Source organism: Bradyrhizobium sp. SHOUNA76, assembly GCF_023006445.1.
In the GTDB taxonomy this organism is placed as follows: Bacteria; Pseudomonadota; Alphaproteobacteria; order Rhizobiales; family Xanthobacteraceae; genus Bradyrhizobium.
This window is the reverse complement of record NZ_JALBHA010000107.1, coordinates 1-15,241: the sequence shown is the minus strand read 5'-3', so window position 1 is coordinate 15,241 and position 15,241 is coordinate 1. Positions and strand designations below refer to the sequence as shown.

Below are 15,241 nucleotides of genomic sequence, written 5' to 3'. Positions count from 1 at the left end.
GTCACCTCCAGCGTGCGGACGCCGCCGGCGACCAGCGCACGCGCCAGCGGCACGGCATCCTGGATGCGCTCGATGGTGAGGACGGGAATGACGGTCGCATCCCTGAACAGCGCGACGAGGTGGTTCTGTTGGGCAGTCGTGGGCATCTCGTGGATCTTTTCGTTTTACTTGGTCGCTTGGCGCGTGGCCACCGGCCGGTGCCGCTTCTTCGGCGGCATGGCATAGCCCGGAATGATGGCGCCGGGATAGCAGATCACGAGGCTGGCGAGACGATGCCCGGCCTGGGCCGCCTCCACCGGATCCGAGCCGCCGAGCCGGGCCGCGATATAGGCCGCGGCAAAGCTGTCGCCGGCCGCCGTGGTGTCAACGACGGGTTTTGTCATGGGTTCGGCGCGAACCTCGTGGGTGCCACCGGGAAAGCGCAAGAGGCTCACCGGCTCGGCCAGCCGGAACACCAGTTCGGGCGTGGGGATGCGCGCCATCAATTGCTCGTGGCTCTCGCCAGGATACAGCGCGAGCAGGTCCTCGGTCGAGGTCAGCACGATGTCGGCAGCCGCAAACGCCGCAGCAAACACCTCGCGCGCGACATCGCGGTCCGGCCACCCCCGCGCGCGGAAATTGGTGTCGAACACGAAGCGGGTCCCGAGCAGGCGCGCGCGCTTGATCGCCGTGAACAGGCGCTCGCGCCCCGAAGCATCGTAGATCGAGAGCGTGATCGCGGAGAGATAGACGATGTCGTAGCTCATCAGCGAGTTGAGCAGCTCATCGGTTTCCGGCAGATTCATCAGCTGGCGCGCCGCCGCGCTGTCGCGCCAGTGAAAGAACTGGCGCTCGCCCTTCGCATCCGTCTGGATCATGTAGAGGCCGGGCAGCTTGCCCGCCAGCCGCACGACGCGCCTCGTGCCGACACCCTCGGCATTCCAGGCCGCGATCATTTCATCGCTGAGACCGTCATCGCCGAGCGCCGTGAGATAGTCGACCTTGGCCTCGAGCCGCGCGAGGTACACCGCGGTGTTGAGCGTGTCGCCGCCGAAGCCGCGCGAATACAGGCCGCCGCCCTGCCCCTGCCCGGCAGACGCGCCGCCCTGGGCCTGCCGGAGCTCGACCATGCATTCGCCGATGCAAGCAACGCTCGCCATCATGTGACCCGCTCAGTCAGGGATCAGGCGACGAAGTTGCCGCCGAGCTCGTCTTCGATGTGAATGCGGATGATGTCGTCGAAGGTCTTCTCGGCCGTGGTGAAGCCGAGCTCGAGCGACCGCTTTGCGTTGAAATTGCGCGGCCAGCCGCCGACGATGCCGACGATGAAGGGATCGGGCTCGCGCTTGATGCGCGCGGCGACCTTCTCACCCGCAACCCGCTTCAACGCGGCGATCTGCTCGCCGACCGTCGCCGACAGGCCCGGCATGGTCAGATTGCGGCGCGGGCCGACCGCGGCAAGGTCCATGGTGCCGGCGTGGAGCAGGAAGCCCACCGCGGAGCGCGGTGTGGCGTGCCAGTGACGAACGTCCTCGGAGACGGGAAGAACCGCTTCCTTGCCCGCCAGAGGTTCGCGCAGGATGTTGGAGAAGAAGCCGGATGCCGCCTTGTTGGGCAGGCCGGGCCGGATGCAGATGGTCGGCAGGCGGATACCGATGCCGTCGAGGAAGCCGCGGCGCGAATAGTCGGCCAGCAGGAGTTCGCCGATCGCCTTCTGGGTGCCGTAGCTGAGCAGCGGCGTATGGAAGAACTCGTCGCCGATCGCATCCGGGAAAGGCGCGCCGAACACCGCGATCGAGGACGTGAAGACCACGCGCGGCTTGTAGCCGCCGCCAACGAGCCGGACGGCATCGAGCAGCATCCGGGTGCCGTCGAGATTGATGCGGTAGCCCTTGTCGAAATCGAGCTCGGCTTCGCCGGAGACGATGGCGGCCAGATGGAAGATCACGTCCGGGCGGCCGGCGATCAGCTTTTCGGCAGCGCCCGGCACGGCGAAATCGCCCGACACCGTCTCGACGGGGAAACCAGCCTTCTCCGGCTTCTTCGGCTCGACCACGTCGTGCATGGTCAGTTTCGTGATGTCGCTCTTGCCGAGCCGGCCGTCGCGCAACAGCCGTTCACACAATTTGCGGCCGACCATGCCGGCGGCGCCCAGGACCAGAACGTGCAAGAGCTTAACTCCCTTTTATTGGCCGGAACGCGCAGCCTCCGGCGCGCTCCCGTGGCAGACCCCCGCGATCACTCCTTCACGGCGCCGGTCATCGCGGACACATAATGCTCCACGAAGAAGGCGTAAAGGATGACGAGCGGCAGCGAGCCGGCCAGAGCTCCCGCCATCAGCGAACCCCAGCGGTAGATGTCACCATCCACGAACTCGTTGACGATCGCGACCGGCACCGTCTTGTTGCTGGTCGACTGCAGGAACGTCAACGCGTAGATGAACTCGTTCCAGCACAGCGTGAAGCAGAAGATGAAGGCCGAGATCAGGCCGGGGATTGCCAGCGGCAAAACGATCTTGATCAGGATCTGCCAGCGACTCGCCCCGTCGATCAGCGCGCATTCCTCGAGCTCGAACGGGATGGTCTTGAAATAGCCCATCAGCAGCCAGGTCGAGAACGGGATCAGGATGGTCGGATAGGTCAGGATCAGCGCCAGCGGCGAGTCGAACAGGCCGTACTGAAACACGACGGTGGCGAGCGGAATGAACAGGATCGAGGGCGGCACGAGATAGGCAAGGAAGATCAGCCCGCCGACGAGATTGGCGCCCTTGTAGCGCAATCGCACGATGGCGTAGGCGGCTAATACCGATGCGATGATCGACAGCACCGTGGCGCAGACCGCCACGTACATCGTGTTCCAGAGCCAGTACGGATAGTAGCTTTCGAACAGCAGCTTGTGGAAATGCTTGAAGGTCGGATTCCAGGTCCAGAACGGGTTGAACCTGTCGAGATCGAGCAACTGATCGTCGGGCTTCACCGAGGTCAGCGCCATCCAGTAGAACGGAAACAAGAGCACCACGACGATGATCGCGAGCGGCAGGTACAGCGTCACCATCCGGCGCGGCACCGACTGCAGATAGCTCATGCCCTCGCTGTTATCGACGCGCGCGGGCGCCGATATGACGGCCTTGAGATCGACTTTCGAGGCAGGAAGATCAGTCATTGTTCTCTCCCTGTTGCCACTTGCGACGCTGCAGGCCGAACCAGGATACCATGATCGCCGCGAGCAGGAATGGAATCATGGCGCTCGAGATCGCCGCGCCCTCGCCGAGTTGCCCGGCGATGATCGCGCGCTGGTAGGACAGCGTCGCCATCAGATGGGTGGCGTTGACGGGGCCGCCGCGCGTCATCGCCCAGATCAGCTGGAAGTCGGTGAAGGTGAACAGCACCGAGAAGGTCATCACGACGGCGATGATGGGCGTCAGCAGCGGATAGGTGATGAACCGGAAATTCTGCCAGCGCGTGGCGCCGTCGAGCGTTGCGGCCTCATAGAGCGACGGCGACACCGTCTGCAGGCCCGCGAGCAGCGTGATCGCGACGAAAGGCACGCCGCGCCAGATATTGGCGAAGATCACGCAAATGCGCGCCCAGGTCGTATCGCCGAGGAAGTTGATGTTTTGATTGATCACACCGAGATGCTTCAGCGACCAGGAGATGATGGAGAATTGCGAGTCGAAGATCCACCAGAACGCCAATGCCGAGAGCACCGTCGGCACGATGAAGGGGATGAGCACCATCGCGCGCAGCATAGCCTTGAACGGCATGTTCTCGTTCAGCAGCAGCGCGAGATAGAGCCCGATCGCGAATTTGAGGGCGCTGGCGACGAAGGTGTAGAGCAGCGTGTTGAACACCGACAGCCAAAAGATGGAGTCGTCCCACAACCACTCATAGTTCTCGGTAGCGACGAAGTGCCCGACCCTGCCGATGCGGGTGTCCGTGAAGGACAGCCAGATCCCGAGCCCCAGCGGATAGGCCAGGAAGAAGATCAGGAACGCCATGGCCGGCACCATGAACCAGAAGCCGAGCCAGTTGCGATTGTGTTTGAGCTGGGTCCAGGCGGTGTCCTCGCTCATTTGAGGCTTGGCCCGGGGAATTGCGACATCAGCCATGCCCGATATCCCTGATCGAAATGTTGACGAGCGGGCGGCGAGACTGCCGCCCGCTCCGTGACTCTCAGCGATAGATGCGCTTCAGCTGACGCTCGGCTTCCGCCATCGCGCCCTTCGCATCCTTGGTGCCGGTGCAGTAGTTGGCGAACATGTCGACGACGATGAAGTCGGCGATTGCCGTTGCCGCCTTTTCGCCGACCGAACCGATACCGGCCGCCGGCAGCGTGCGCTTGGAGGCCTGCGAGAACACGGCATTCTTGGGATCGGCCTTCCAGATCGGCGCCGACTCATAGCCGTTCAAGGTCTGCGTCAGGTAGCCCTGCGCGCCGTCCAGCCACTTCTCGTAGTTCTCCTTCTCCAGCATGAAGGCGACGAAGGCCTTCGCCGCGTTCGGATATTTGGTGAAGTTGAAGGCGAGGATCGGCAGCGCAAGCTGCAACTCGGTCGGCTTGCCGACCGGTCCGACCGGCCAGAGCGCGTGATAGGTGTCCTCGGCCAGCTCCTTCTTGCTCGCATCGGTCTTGGCGGCGACGTAGATCGAGATGCCGTTGGCCGTGCAGTAGAGCTCGCCGGCGAGGAACGCCTTGTTGTTGGAGGAATCGTTCCAGGACGCCGTGCCCGGGATGAAGGCCTCGTACAGCGACTTGCAATATTCCAGCGCCTTCGCCGTCTCCGGCGAATTGATGATGATCTTGTCGTTCTGGTCGACGGTGTAGGCACCGTGTCCCCACAGCACCCAGTGCAGCCACGAATTGCCGTCGCCCGAGGCATGCCCGAGAGCGAAGCCGGCCGGCGTGTTGTTCGCCTTCAGCGCCTTGCACATCTCAAGGAAGCCGGGGAAATCCTTCGGGAATTCCTTGAACCCCGCCTTGTCGAGCGCCGACTTGCGGTACGTCATGTAGCCGCCGTTGGTTGCGACGGGGATGCCGAGCCAGTCGTTGCCCTGCTTGCAGGTCTTGGCGGCCGCATCGGTCCAGCCGCCATATTTGTTGCCGAGATAATCGGCGACGTCGTTCATCTTCAGCACTTTGGTGGGGAACAGCTGCGGCAGCGTATGCAAGCCCCAGGCGAGATCGAGCCCGGAGCCGGTATTGGCCGCAACCGAGGCCTTCGGCTGCACGTCCTCGAAGGATTCGCTGAACACGTTCATCTCGGTGCCGGTGGCAGCCTTGAACGCCGCGACCATCGCGTTGAACGCATCGTCCTCTGCCGGCACGAAACGCTTCCATCGCATCACGGTCAGCTTGGCGCCGGGCTCCGCCTTCCAGGGCGCGCTCTGCGCCCAGGCCTTCGCGAAATCGAACAGTGCCGGCCCGGTGAGCATGCCGGTTGCAGCCAGTGCCGTTCCGCCCTGAAGCAGAGTCCGGCGGGTAAAGTCTTGCATGTCGTCCTCCCTGTGATGCTTTTTATTGTCTTAACTTAAACTTACGCTACGCGTTCAGGCGCTTTCCCGTCGCCTCGTCGAACAAGTGCACCAGTGACGGGTCCGGCTTCAGCCGGACCTTGTCGCCCGGATTGAACTGGTGGCGTTCGCGGAAGACCGCGACGACCTGCTCGCCGCCGATCTTGGCGAACACTTGCGTCTCCGAGCCGGTCGGCTCAACCACGACGATCTCGGCCTCGGCGCCGTCGTCGGCGATGGTGAAATGCTCGGGCCGCACGCCGTAGACGGCGGGAAGGCCGTCGGACGCCGCGGGCGCGGTCTTGAGCGGCAGCTTGACGCCGTTCGGCCCCTCGAAGGTCGCGACGCCGTTGACGCGCACATGCCCCTTCAGGAAATTCATCGCGGGCGAGCCGATGAAGCCGGCGACGAACTGGTTGTCCGGCTTGTCGTAGAGCTCGAGCGGCGTGCCCATCTGCTCGACGATGCCGTCATGCATGACGACGATCTTGTCGGCCATGGTCATGGCTTCGATCTGATCGTGGGTGACGTAGACGGTGGTCGTCTTCAGCCGCTGGTGCAGCTCCTTGATCTCGGTGCGCATGGCGACGCGGAGCTTGGCGTCGAGGTTGGACAAGGGCTCGTCGAACAGGAAGACCTGCGGGTCGCGCACGATGGCGCGGCCCATCGCGACGCGCTGGCGCTGACCGCCCGAGAGCTGGCGCGGGTAGCGATCGAGCAGTGGCGACAGCGCGAGGATCTCGGCGGCGCGCTTGACGCGCTTGTTGATCTCGTCGGAGCCGGCATTTCGCAGCTTCAGCGAGAAGCCCATATTGTCGGCGACCGTCATGTGCGGATAGAGCGCGTAGTTCTGGAACACCATCGCAATGTCCCGCTCCTTGGGCTGGACATTGTTGACGACGCGGTCGCCGATCGAGATCGTGCCGGAGGTGATGTTCTCGAGACCCGCGAGCATGCGCAGAAGCGTCGACTTGCCGCAGCCGGAGGGGCCGACCAGAACGACGAACTGGCCGTCCTCGATCGGTACAGTCACGCCGTGCAGGACTTCAAAATTGCCGAACGATTTCCGCACGTCGCGGATTTGCACAGACGACATCTAGCTCCCTCCTCGAAAGTCCACGACGCCTCTAGCGCCGCGACCGTCTTGTTTTTCAGACTTCGCCGAACCAAGGCCCGACTTTAGCGGGCTATATTGTCGGCAGTTTGTGCGGTTTTGGCAATTTGTCTTTGGTTAGTCGCTGCTGGTAGCGCTGTCAACGTTCCTTTGTTTGCCGGACCGACTGTGTTATGAGCAGCAAATGGGTCGAAAACGCACCAAGTCAGGCAAAATCCGGCTGGCGGAAGTCGCCGAGCTTGCCGGCGTCAGCCCCATTACAGCGTCCCGCTTCTTTCGGAATCCGGAGGCCCTGTCGATCGCCAAGCGGACGCGGGTCGAGAGCGCGGCCAAGGAGCTCGGCTATGTCCCGAACCTTGCGGCACGCGCGTTGGCCTCGCAACGCACCGAGGTCATCGGTGTCCTGATTCCCTCTCTCACTAACAACGTGTTCTCGGACGTGCTGCGCGGCATCTACGATGCGTCCGAAGGCAACCGTTACTCGATCCAGTTGTCCAACACACGCTACAGCATTCTCCAGGAGGAGAAGCTGCTGCGTCTGTTTCTGGCGCAGAAGCCGGCCGGATTGATCGTCACCGGCATCGACCAGACCGCGGAATCGCGCGCCATGCTGGAGGCCGCCGACTGCCCGATCGTGCAGATCATGGAGATCGGCCCCGACCCGGTCGACATGATGATCGGCTTTTCGCACTATGATGCAGCCCGCGCAGCGGTTGCGCACCTGTTCGAACAAGGCCACCGCAGGATCGGCTTCGTCGGCGCCCGCATGGATCCGCGGGTGCAACGGCGGCTGGACGGATATGTCTCGGCCATGAAAGACACCGCATTGTTCGAGCAGCGCCTGGTCGTCACGACCGCGACGCCGACCTCGGTGACGCTCGGCGGCGCCCTGTTCACCGATCTGCTGGCGCGAGAGCCCGACCTCGATGCAGTGTTCTGCGCCAATGACGACCTCGCGCTCGGCGTTCTGTTCGAATGCCGGCGCCGCGAGATAACGGTCCCCGACCAGATCGCGATCGTCGGCTTCAACGACCTCGAATTCATGGCGTCCGCCGTCCCCACCCTCACCAGCGTGCGTACCAACCGCTACGAGATGGGCAAGACGGCCGCCACCATGCTGATCGAGGCGATCGACGGGCGGCGCCCGGAGCAGCCGGTGCTCGATCTCGGCTTCAAGGTCATCGAGCGGCAAAGCTCGTCGCCGCGTCATTCGGAGAGCAGGCCAGCCGTTTCAGGCGCGGGTGCGGCGAACAAAATGGTAGCGTTACCAAGTGGCCATGACTAGTATCGCATTTGTGAGGAAACGACCCGCCAGCGGGCCAGCGATCCGTCATTGGCGCCATTGGGCATCGCACAAGCCGACACCCTAGGACGGACGCCGGTGCGTTTGCATTGCAGGAGAAACCAATGACAAAAAAACCAACCAATGGGCATGCGCCCGCCGGCAACGGCTCTCGACGCCACCTTCGCTCGCAGGAATGGTTCAACAACCCGCATAATCCGGGCATGACGGCGCTCTACATGGAGCGCTACCTCAATTACGGCCTCACCCGCGCCGAGCTGCAGTCCGGCAAGCCGATCATCGGGATCGCCCAGACCGGCAACGACCTCTCTCCCTGCAACCGCCACCATATCGAGCTTGCCCATCGCGTCCGCGAGGGCATCCGCGAGGCCGGCGGCATCGCGATGGAATTCCCGACCCATCCGATCCAGGAGACCGGCAAGCGCCCGACCGCCGCGCTCGACCGCAACCTCGCCTATCTTGGCCTGGTCGAGATCCTCTACGGTTATCCGCTCGACGGCGTCGTGCTCACCACCGGCTGCGACAAGACCACGCCGGCCTGCATGATGGCGGCGGCGACCGTGAACCTGCCCGCGATCGTGCTGTCGGGCGGCCCGATGCTCAACGGCTGGCATGCCGGCGAACGCACCGGCTCCGGCACCATCGTCTGGAAGTCGCGCGAGCGGCTCGCCGCGGGCGAGATCGACTATGAAGAGTTCATGGAGATCGTGGCCTCCTCGGCGCCCTCGGTCGGCCATTGCAACACCATGGGCACCGCTTCGACCATGAACGGGCTTGCTGAAGCGCTCGGCTTCTCGCTGCCGGGCTGCGCGGCGATCCCCGCTCCCTACCGCGAGCGCGGCCAGATCGCCTACGAGACCGGCAAGCGCGCCGTCGAGATGGTCTGGGAAGACCTCAAGCCTTCGGACATCCTGACCCGCAAGGCGTTCGAGAACTGCATCGTGATCAATTCGGCGATCGGCGGCTCGACCAACGCGCCGATCCACATCAACGCGCTGGCCCGTCACATCGGCGTCGAGCTCACGATCGAGGACTGGCAGAAAGTCGGCCACGACGTGCCGCTGCTGGTCAACATGCAGCCGGCCGGCTTCTATCTCGGCGAGGAATTCCACCGCGCCGGCGGTGTGCCGGCGGTGGTGCGCGAATTGATGAAGCACAAGCGCATCCACGAAGACGCGGTCACCGTCAACGGCCGCGGCATCGGCGAGAACTGCAAGGATGCGCCAAAGCCCGACAACGACGTGATCTGGGCTTACGACAAGCCGCTGGTGAAGGACGCCGGCTTCCTGGTGCTGAAGGGCAACCTGTTCGATTCCGCGATCATGAAGACCTCGGTGATCTCCAAGGAATTCCGCGACCGCTATCTCAGCAACCCGAAGGACCTCAACGCCTTCGAGGGCCGCGCCATCGTGTTCGAGGGGCCGGAGGACTATCACGAGCGGATCGACGATCCCTCGCTCGACATCGACGAGCGCTGCGTGCTGTTCATCCGCGGCACCGGGCCGATCGGCTATCCCGGTGGCGCCGAGGTCGTGAACATGCAGCCGCCCGCGGCGCTGATCAAACGCGGCATCCTGTCCCTGCCCTGCATCGGCGATGGCCGCCAGTCCGGCACCTCGGGATCGCCCTCGATCCTGAACGCCTCGCCTGAGGCTGCCGCCAACGGGGGCCTCGCGATCCTCAAGACCGGCGACAAGGTCCGCGTCGACCTCAACAAGGGCAGCGCCAACATCCTGATCTCGGACGAGGAGCTGAAGAAGCGTCACGCCGAGCTGAAGGCCAATGGCGGCTTCAAGCATCCCGAAAACCAGACGCCGTGGCAGGAGATCTATCGCAACACCGTCGGCCAGCAATCGACCGGCGCCTGCATGGAGCTCGCCACGCGCTACCAGAACGTCGCCGGCACGTTCGGCGTGGCGCGGGACAATCACTAGCAGCCACACCGTCATTGCGAGCGTAGCGAAGCAATCCAGAGATATCTCCGCGGAGACAGTCTGGATTGCTTCGTCGCAAGGTCTCCTCGCAATGGCGCGGGGTTGGCATTGGAACGATCTTAAGGAGAACAAAAATGGCAGACCGCCTCAAGGGAAAGCGCGCCGTCATCACGGCTGCAGCCGCCGGCATCGGCCGCGCCTGCGCCATCGCATTCGCGCGTGAAGGCGCAACCGTCATTGCCACCGACATCAATGAAGCCGGCATCGCTGGCTTGACCAAGGAAGGCATCGCCGAGGTCGCAAAGCTCGACGTCCGCAATACCGCCGACGTCAACGCCTTTGCCAAGCGCATCGGCAAGATCGACATCCTGCTCAATGCGGCAGGTTTCGTGCACCACGGCACCATCCTGGAGTGCTCGGAAGAGGATTTCGATTTCTCGTTCGACCTCAACGTCAAGTCGATGCACCGAACCATCCGGGCTTTCCTGCCCGAGATGCTGGCGGGCGGCGGCGGCAGCATCGTCAACATCTCGTCCTGCGCGGCGCTGCGGCCGCCGGCCAACCGCTACGTCTACAGCTCGTCCAAGGCGGCGGTGTCGCTGCTGACGCGCGCGGTCGCGCTCGATTTCATCACCAAGGGCATCCGCTGCAACTCGATCTGCCCCGGCACCGTCGAGACGCCCTCGATGCTCGACCGCGCCGCCGCGCAAGGCCCGCAGGGCAAGGAGATGTTCGTCTCCCGCCAGAAGATGGGCCGGCTCGGCACCGCCGAGGAAATCGCGAACATGGCGGTCTATCTCGGCAGCGACGAGAGCGCCTTCACCACCGGCGTCGACCTCGTCGTCGACGGCGGTTACATGCTCTGACGCCGGGAGATCAATCGCATGAACAAGATCGATCTCAACGGCCGCGCCGCCATCGTCACCGGCGGCGCACAGGGTTTTGGCCGCGCCATTACCGAGCGCTTCGTTGCTTCCGGCGCCAAGGTCGCGATATGGGATTTCGATGCGGCGCTGGCTGAGAAAACCGCAAAGGAAATCGGCGATAGCGTCCGCGTGTTCAAGGTCGACGTCACCGACACCGCAGCCGTCGAGCAGGCCCGCGATGCGACGCTGGCTGCCTTCGGCAAGATCGACATCCTCGTCAACAATGCCGGCATCGCCGGAATCAACAAGCCGGTCTGGGAGACTGACCTCGAGGAATGGCGCAAGGTTCTGCGCATCAACCTCGACGGCCCCTTCATCGTCTGCAAGGCCATCGTGCCCGCGATGCTCAAGCAGAAATACGGGCGCATCGTGAACATCGCCTCGATCGCCGGCAAGGAAGGCAATCCGAACGCCTCGCATTATTCGGCCTCCAAGGCCGGCCTGATCGCGCTGACGAAATCGCTCGGCAAGGAGCTCGCCGCCCACGACATCCTCGTCAATGCGGTGACACCGGCGGCCGCGAAGACGGCGATCTTCGACCAGATGACGCAGCAGCATATCGACTTCATGCTGTCGAAGATCCCGAAGGGGCGCTTCGTGCTGGTGGAAGAGCTGGCCGCGATGGTGAGCTGGCTCGCGTCGGAGGACTGCGCGTTCTCGACCGGCGCGGTGTTCGACATCTCGGGCGGACGCGCAACCTATTGAGGACACCATGATCCGGGAAGGTGGATGCCTGTGCGGCGCGGTTCGGTTCAAGGCTGAGGGCGAGCCGCTCAACGTCCGCGTCTGCCATTGCCGCACCTGCCAGAAGGCGATGGGCTCGCCCTTCTTCGCCAGGGCGCAGTTCGACCAGCGCGCGCTGACCGTCGAAGGTGACACCGCCCGCTACGCGTCCTCCGAGAACATCGACCGCGTGTTCTGCAAGCAATGCGGCACGCGGCTGTTCGCCTGGCGGCGTAATGGCACGCTCGCAGGCGTATCCCTCTCCGTTTTCGACGATCGCAACGCCTTCGCGCCGACCGAGCACATCTGGGTGTCGGAAAAGCCCGACTGGCTGAAGCTCGACGACGGTCTGACGCAACATCCGGGGACGATCCCGGCATAGTTGCGCGATCGCACGGCAGCGTGCTGCGGGCGGATCATTTGCGGCGTGGCATTTCGGAACAGGCCACCCTATGCTCAGCTGAAGCGTCGCTGCACCGCCGGTTTGGCTGGAACGGCTGCAAGGCCGCGAGCGAACCGGGACGGACGAGCCGTGAACATTTCCTTCTATGACCTGTCGGTGTGGGTGCTCCCCGTACTGCTCGCCATCACCTTCCACGAGGCCGCGCATGGCTTCGTTGCGCATCGCCTCGGCGACAACACGGCCTGGCAGCTCGGCCGCGTCAGCTTCAATCCGCTCCGCCACATCGATCCGTTCGGCACCCTGATCCTGCCGGCGATGCTGCTGTTCGCGCATTCGCCGTTCCTGTTCGGCTATGCCAAGCCGGTGCCGGTGAATTTCCGCAAGCTCAACAACCCCAGGCTCGACATGGTCTGGGTGGCGCTGGCCGGGCCCGCCACCAACATCCTGCTGGCGCTCGTCGCCGCCCTCGCCTTCCATGCGCTGCCCCTGGTGCCCGCGAGCTCGGCGAAATGGGTCGCGGACAATCTCAAGAATGCCCTCGTGATCAACGCGATCCTGGCGGTGTTCAACATGCTGCCGATTCCGCCGCTCGACGGCGGGCGCGTCGCGGTCGGGCTGTTGCCCCGCCCCCTCGCCATGCCACTGGCCCGGCTGGAGCCGTTCGGAATGCTGATCCTGATCGCGCTCCTGATCCTGCTACCGCTTGCGGGGTCCCGGTTCGGTCTAAATCTTGATGTTATTTCAGCAATACTGCGAGCGTTGACCGGTTATGTGATTCAGGCTGTTCTCTTCCTGACCGGCAACGCGTAGTTGAACAGCGACACCGAACACAAGCCGAAGGGCCAGAGGCCGACTTGGTCAAAGCTGCCGATATGCTGATCGCGCGACGCGCGGATACCCGCGCCCGCGCCGATTTCGCCACCTGGAAGATGATGGCCAAGCTCAACGGTTCGTCCGCGCTGCCGCCGGAGGCCCAGGAGTTCCTGGCGAGCTACCAGAACCTGCTGGCGCAAATGAGCGAGGGTGAAGCCACCGAGGCCACCATCGGCGCGATCTACAAGGCCTATTATGCCGAGATGGGTGGGGCGGGAACCCCGCCCGACGTCCGCCCACGCGCGGCCGAGCCCGCCGCGGACAATGTTACCGCCTTCCGCCGCCCGGCACCGAAGCCGAAGAAGGCCACTTCCTTCGGGGCGGCAGCATTCGCGGGCCCCCAGAAACGGCCGCTGCCGGTGGCGCTGATCTTCGCTTGCCTGGTCGTGGTCTATGTCGGCATCAGGCTCTACTGGCGCTGAGCCGACTTCTTCGTCTTCTTCTCTTCCCGCGGCTTGAACTTGATCTCGACGGTGCGCTCGAACCGGTCATCGGTGAGCTCGGTCGGCGGGACCGGGAAAGGATCGGATTTGTGGACCATGGAGATCGCAGCGGCATCGTAAGCCGCGTCTCCGGACGATTCGACGACATCGACCGAAACCACGTTCCCTCTGCGGTTGAGTGCGAAGCTCACCTTGGCGGTCTGGTCCTTGGGCTCCTTGCCCTCCGGATTGACCTTGTGCGCCGCCAGATGCGCACTGATCTTGCGGTTCCAATCGGCCGTTAGCTTCAGCAGGTCTTTGCCGATGCCGAGCACCGGCGCCATGGCCTTCTCGGCCTCGCGCGTTGCGTCTTCGAAAGTCTGCCGATCCGCTGCAACAGATTTCTGGGATGCCTCCATGGCCGGCGTTTCAATCGCGGCCACCTTCGGATCGTCGTCCTGTTCCTTCTTCGGCTTGTTCTCGGTGACGATACGATCGGCATCCTCGACTTGCTGCGGCCGATCCTGGGGAAGGTCGGTCTCCTTCGTCTCGGTCTTTTGCTCAGGCAGTGCCGGGCGCTCTTCCGACTCGTCCGATTCTGTCGGCGCGAGGGGCAGATTGGCCTCCTGAACCGGAGGCGAAGTCATTTCCACCGCGAACTCCGCGCCGGCTGCCCCCAGACCGTCGCCGTCATCATCGGCTTGCAGGTGCGCCAGCGCGAGCGCGGCGCCACCCAGATGAAGCACGAGCGCCGCCACCGCCGCGAGGATCCAGAGCTTCCGGGATGGTCTGAGTTCGTCCGACATAGCGGGCCTTCTTAAGGCTGAGCGGCGCCTGCCGCAGGCGCACCCGGAGCGCCTTCCAGCGCCACCAGTTTCACCCGCGTATAGCCGCCTGAGCGCAAGAGCTCCATGATGCCCATCAACTCCCCATACGGCACCGACTTGTCGGCGCGCAGGAAGACGTACTTGTCCTTGCTCATGTCGGACAATCCGTCGAGCGTCCCGATCAGCTCGGCCCGGTGGACCGGGTTCTCTCCGATGGCAAGCGTCAGATCGGGCTTGATGCTGAGATAGGTCGGCTTGTCCGGCTTCTTCTGCGGCGTCGCGCTCGAGGTCGGCAGATCGATCGGCAGGTCGACGGTCGAGAGCGGCGCTGCGACCATGAAGATGATCAGCAGCACCAGGATGACGTCGATGAACGGCGTGACGTTGATGTCATGCGTTTCCGAGAAATCGTCGTCGTCATCGTTGTCTGCGAGCGAAACGGCCATGGTTCACTCCGCTGCGCGCGAATGCACGCTGCCGTGGCTGCGGTCGAGATCACGCGAGAGCAGCCGGCCCGCGGCGCCCGAGGCGCGGCTGACGAGCTCGAGATAGCCCTTCGTCACGCGCGAGAAGTGGTTGTAGATGATGACCGCGGGGATCGCGGCGACGAGGCCGATCGCGGTGGCGAGCAGCGCCTCGGCGATGCCGGGCGCAACGACAGCAAGGTTCGTGGTCTGCGACTTCGAGATGCCGATGAAGCTGTTCATGATGCCCCAGACCGTGCCGAACAGGCCGACGAAGGGGGACGTCGAGCCGATCGTCGCGAGCACGCCCATGCCGATCCGGATGCGTCGTGCCTCGGCACGCACGATCTCGGAAAAGCTCGAGGCCGCGCGCTCCTTGATGCCGGCATCACTGGACAGGCCGGCCGACATCCGCGCCTCACGCAGCGCTGCCGCCAGGAAGGACGGCAGAATCCCCTCCTTGGATCCGAGCGCCATCTGCGCTTCGGCGAGGGAGCGGGTCTCCGAAATCTTCTTCAGCGCCGAACGAAGCTTGGTGGATGCGACCGACAGTTCGATCGATTTGGCGATGAAGACCGTCCAGGTCATCAGCGATGCGAAGGCGAGCCCGATCATCACCGCCTTCACGATGACGTCGGCCGACATGAACATGACCCAGGGCGACAGTTCCTTCATCGCCGGCGCGATGGCGGCCGCCGCATCGGGCTTGGCGGTCGTCGAGACGGTGGCCGCGGGGGACGCCGTCGGAGCAGCCGGGGCGGTT

At 64.1% G+C, this 15,241-nt stretch carries 16 protein-coding genes and 1 pseudogene; 7 read left to right on the top strand and 10 right to left on the bottom strand.

Features of this window, described 5'->3' with window-relative positions:
• The 7 genes and pseudogenes from MOV74_RS14785 to MOV74_RS14755 all read right to left on the bottom strand — a co-directional run.
• A pseudogene (locus tag MOV74_RS14785) lies at positions 1–146 on the bottom strand (keto-hydroxyglutarate-aldolase/keto-deoxy-phosphogluconate aldolase); the annotation flags it as partial.
• Between the two features lie 18 nt (positions 147–164).
• A complete protein-coding gene (locus MOV74_RS14780; protein WP_246923215.1) occupies positions 165–1,139 on the bottom strand; it encodes a sugar kinase in 975 nt (324 codons plus the stop codon).
• 23 nt (positions 1,140–1,162) lie between these two features.
• The gene (gene denD, locus MOV74_RS14775; RefSeq protein ID WP_246923208.1) at positions 1,163–2,149 is read right to left on the bottom strand and encodes a D-erythronate dehydrogenase; all 987 of its coding nucleotides are present in this window, start codon (positions 2,147–2,149) and stop codon (positions 1,163–1,165) included.
• A gap of 68 nt (positions 2,150–2,217) precedes the next feature.
• On the bottom strand, positions 2,218–3,141 hold the full coding sequence (locus MOV74_RS14770) for a carbohydrate ABC transporter permease (protein WP_246923204.1): 924 nt from the start codon (positions 3,139–3,141) through the stop codon (positions 2,218–2,220).
• Positions 3,134–4,051, bottom strand: coding sequence for a carbohydrate ABC transporter permease (locus tag MOV74_RS14765; RefSeq protein WP_404979142.1), 918 nt, complete (start codon positions 4,049–4,051; stop codon positions 3,134–3,136). Before MOV74_RS14765 ends, MOV74_RS14770 begins: the two co-directional genes overlap by 8 nt.
• A gap of 100 nt (positions 4,052–4,151) precedes the next feature.
• A complete protein-coding gene (locus MOV74_RS14760; RefSeq protein ID WP_246923196.1) occupies positions 4,152–5,471 on the bottom strand; it encodes an ABC transporter substrate-binding protein in 1,320 nt (439 codons plus the stop codon).
• A 46-nt stretch (positions 5,472–5,517) separates the two neighbouring features.
• Complete coding sequence (locus MOV74_RS14755) at positions 5,518–6,585, bottom strand: ABC transporter ATP-binding protein (RefSeq protein ID WP_246923191.1); 1,068 nt, start codon at positions 6,583–6,585, stop codon at positions 5,518–5,520.
• Between the two features lie 202 nt (positions 6,586–6,787).
• Here MOV74_RS14755 and MOV74_RS14750 point away from each other — a divergent pair, with 202 nt between their 5' ends.
• The 7 genes from MOV74_RS14750 to MOV74_RS14720 all read left to right on the top strand — a co-directional run bounded on the left by MOV74_RS14750 (position 6,788) and on the right by MOV74_RS14720 (position 13,187).
• Positions 6,788–7,888 (top strand): LacI family DNA-binding transcriptional regulator, encoded by a 1,101-nt coding sequence (locus MOV74_RS14750; protein ID WP_246923188.1) that lies wholly within the window; start codon positions 6,788–6,790, stop codon positions 7,886–7,888.
• 122 nt (positions 7,889–8,010) lie between these two features.
• The gene (locus MOV74_RS14745) at positions 8,011–9,840 is read left to right on the top strand and encodes an IlvD/Edd family dehydratase (RefSeq protein ID WP_246923186.1); all 1,830 of its coding nucleotides are present in this window, start codon (positions 8,011–8,013) and stop codon (positions 9,838–9,840) included.
• Positions 9,841–9,974: 134 nt separating this feature from the next.
• Positions 9,975–10,706: an SDR family oxidoreductase gene (locus MOV74_RS14740; RefSeq protein WP_246923183.1), complete on the top strand. Its 732-nt coding sequence runs from the start codon at positions 9,975–9,977 to the stop codon at positions 10,704–10,706.
• An 18-nt stretch (positions 10,707–10,724) separates the two neighbouring features.
• Complete coding sequence (locus MOV74_RS14735) at positions 10,725–11,471, top strand: SDR family NAD(P)-dependent oxidoreductase (RefSeq protein ID WP_246923181.1); 747 nt, start codon at positions 10,725–10,727, stop codon at positions 11,469–11,471.
• A gap of 7 nt (positions 11,472–11,478) precedes the next feature.
• Complete coding sequence (locus tag MOV74_RS14730) at positions 11,479–11,871, top strand: GFA family protein (RefSeq protein WP_246923178.1); 393 nt, start codon at positions 11,479–11,481, stop codon at positions 11,869–11,871.
• 150 nt (positions 11,872–12,021) lie between these two features.
• Positions 12,022–12,702 carry a site-2 protease family protein gene (locus tag MOV74_RS14725; protein WP_246923174.1) on the top strand — a complete coding sequence of 227 codons (681 nt, stop codon included), beginning with the start codon at positions 12,022–12,024 and terminating at the stop codon, positions 12,700–12,702.
• 62 nt (positions 12,703–12,764) lie between these two features.
• Positions 12,765–13,187, top strand: coding sequence for a hypothetical protein (locus tag MOV74_RS14720; RefSeq protein WP_246923213.1), 423 nt, complete (start codon positions 12,765–12,767; stop codon positions 13,185–13,187).
• On the opposite strand, the gene MOV74_RS14715 is transcribed toward MOV74_RS14720, so the two are convergent.
• The 3 genes from MOV74_RS14715 to exbB all read right to left on the bottom strand — a co-directional run.
• Positions 13,175–13,993 (bottom strand): TonB family protein, encoded by an 819-nt coding sequence (locus MOV74_RS14715; protein WP_246923169.1) that lies wholly within the window; start codon positions 13,991–13,993, stop codon positions 13,175–13,177. The two genes, MOV74_RS14720 and MOV74_RS14715, sit on opposite strands and share 13 nt — an antisense overlap.
• 11 nt (positions 13,994–14,004) lie before the next feature.
• On the bottom strand, positions 14,005–14,460 hold the full coding sequence (exbD, locus tag MOV74_RS14710) for a TonB system transport protein ExbD (RefSeq protein WP_246923165.1): 456 nt from the start codon (positions 14,458–14,460) through the stop codon (positions 14,005–14,007).
• Between the two features lie 3 nt (positions 14,461–14,463).
• On the bottom strand, positions 14,464–15,241 hold a 778-nt coding region (gene exbB / locus MOV74_RS14705; protein ID WP_246923161.1), incomplete at its 5' end, for a tonB-system energizer ExbB.

What these genes read in the sequence shown, in the direction of transcription:
- MOV74_RS14780 (WP_246923215.1), bottom strand. Translation starts at nt 1,139, where the DNA reads ATGGCGAGCGTTGCTTGCATCGGCGAATGCATGGTCGAGCTCCGGCAG.
- MOV74_RS14770 (WP_246923204.1), bottom strand. Translation starts at nt 3,141, where the DNA reads ATGACTGATCTTCCTGCCTCGAAAGTCGATCTCAAGGCCGTCATATCG.
- MOV74_RS14765 (WP_404979142.1), bottom strand. Translation starts at nt 4,051, where the DNA reads ATGAGCGAGGACACCGCCTGGACCCAGCTCAAACACAATCGCAACTGG.
- MOV74_RS14760 (WP_246923196.1), bottom strand. Translation starts at nt 5,471, where the DNA reads ATGCAAGACTTTACCCGCCGGACTCTGCTTCAGGGCGGAACGGCACTG.
- MOV74_RS14755 (WP_246923191.1), bottom strand. Translation starts at nt 6,585, where the DNA reads ATGTCGTCTGTGCAAATCCGCGACGTGCGGAAATCGTTCGGCAATTTT.
- MOV74_RS14750 (WP_246923188.1), top strand. Translation starts at nt 6,788, where the DNA reads ATGGGTCGAAAACGCACCAAGTCAGGCAAAATCCGGCTGGCGGAAGTC.
- MOV74_RS14745 (WP_246923186.1), top strand. Translation starts at nt 8,011, where the DNA reads ATGACAAAAAAACCAACCAATGGGCATGCGCCCGCCGGCAACGGCTCT.
- MOV74_RS14740 (WP_246923183.1), top strand. Translation starts at nt 9,975, where the DNA reads ATGGCAGACCGCCTCAAGGGAAAGCGCGCCGTCATCACGGCTGCAGCC.
- MOV74_RS14735 (WP_246923181.1), top strand. Translation starts at nt 10,725, where the DNA reads ATGAACAAGATCGATCTCAACGGCCGCGCCGCCATCGTCACCGGCGGC.
- MOV74_RS14730 (WP_246923178.1), top strand. Translation starts at nt 11,479, where the DNA reads ATGATCCGGGAAGGTGGATGCCTGTGCGGCGCGGTTCGGTTCAAGGCT.
- MOV74_RS14720 (WP_246923213.1), top strand. Translation starts at nt 12,765, where the DNA reads ATGCTGATCGCGCGACGCGCGGATACCCGCGCCCGCGCCGATTTCGCC.
- MOV74_RS14715 (WP_246923169.1), bottom strand. Translation starts at nt 13,993, where the DNA reads ATGTCGGACGAACTCAGACCATCCCGGAAGCTCTGGATCCTCGCGGCG.
- exbD (WP_246923165.1), bottom strand. Translation starts at nt 14,460, where the DNA reads ATGGCCGTTTCGCTCGCAGACAACGATGACGACGACGATTTCTCGGAA.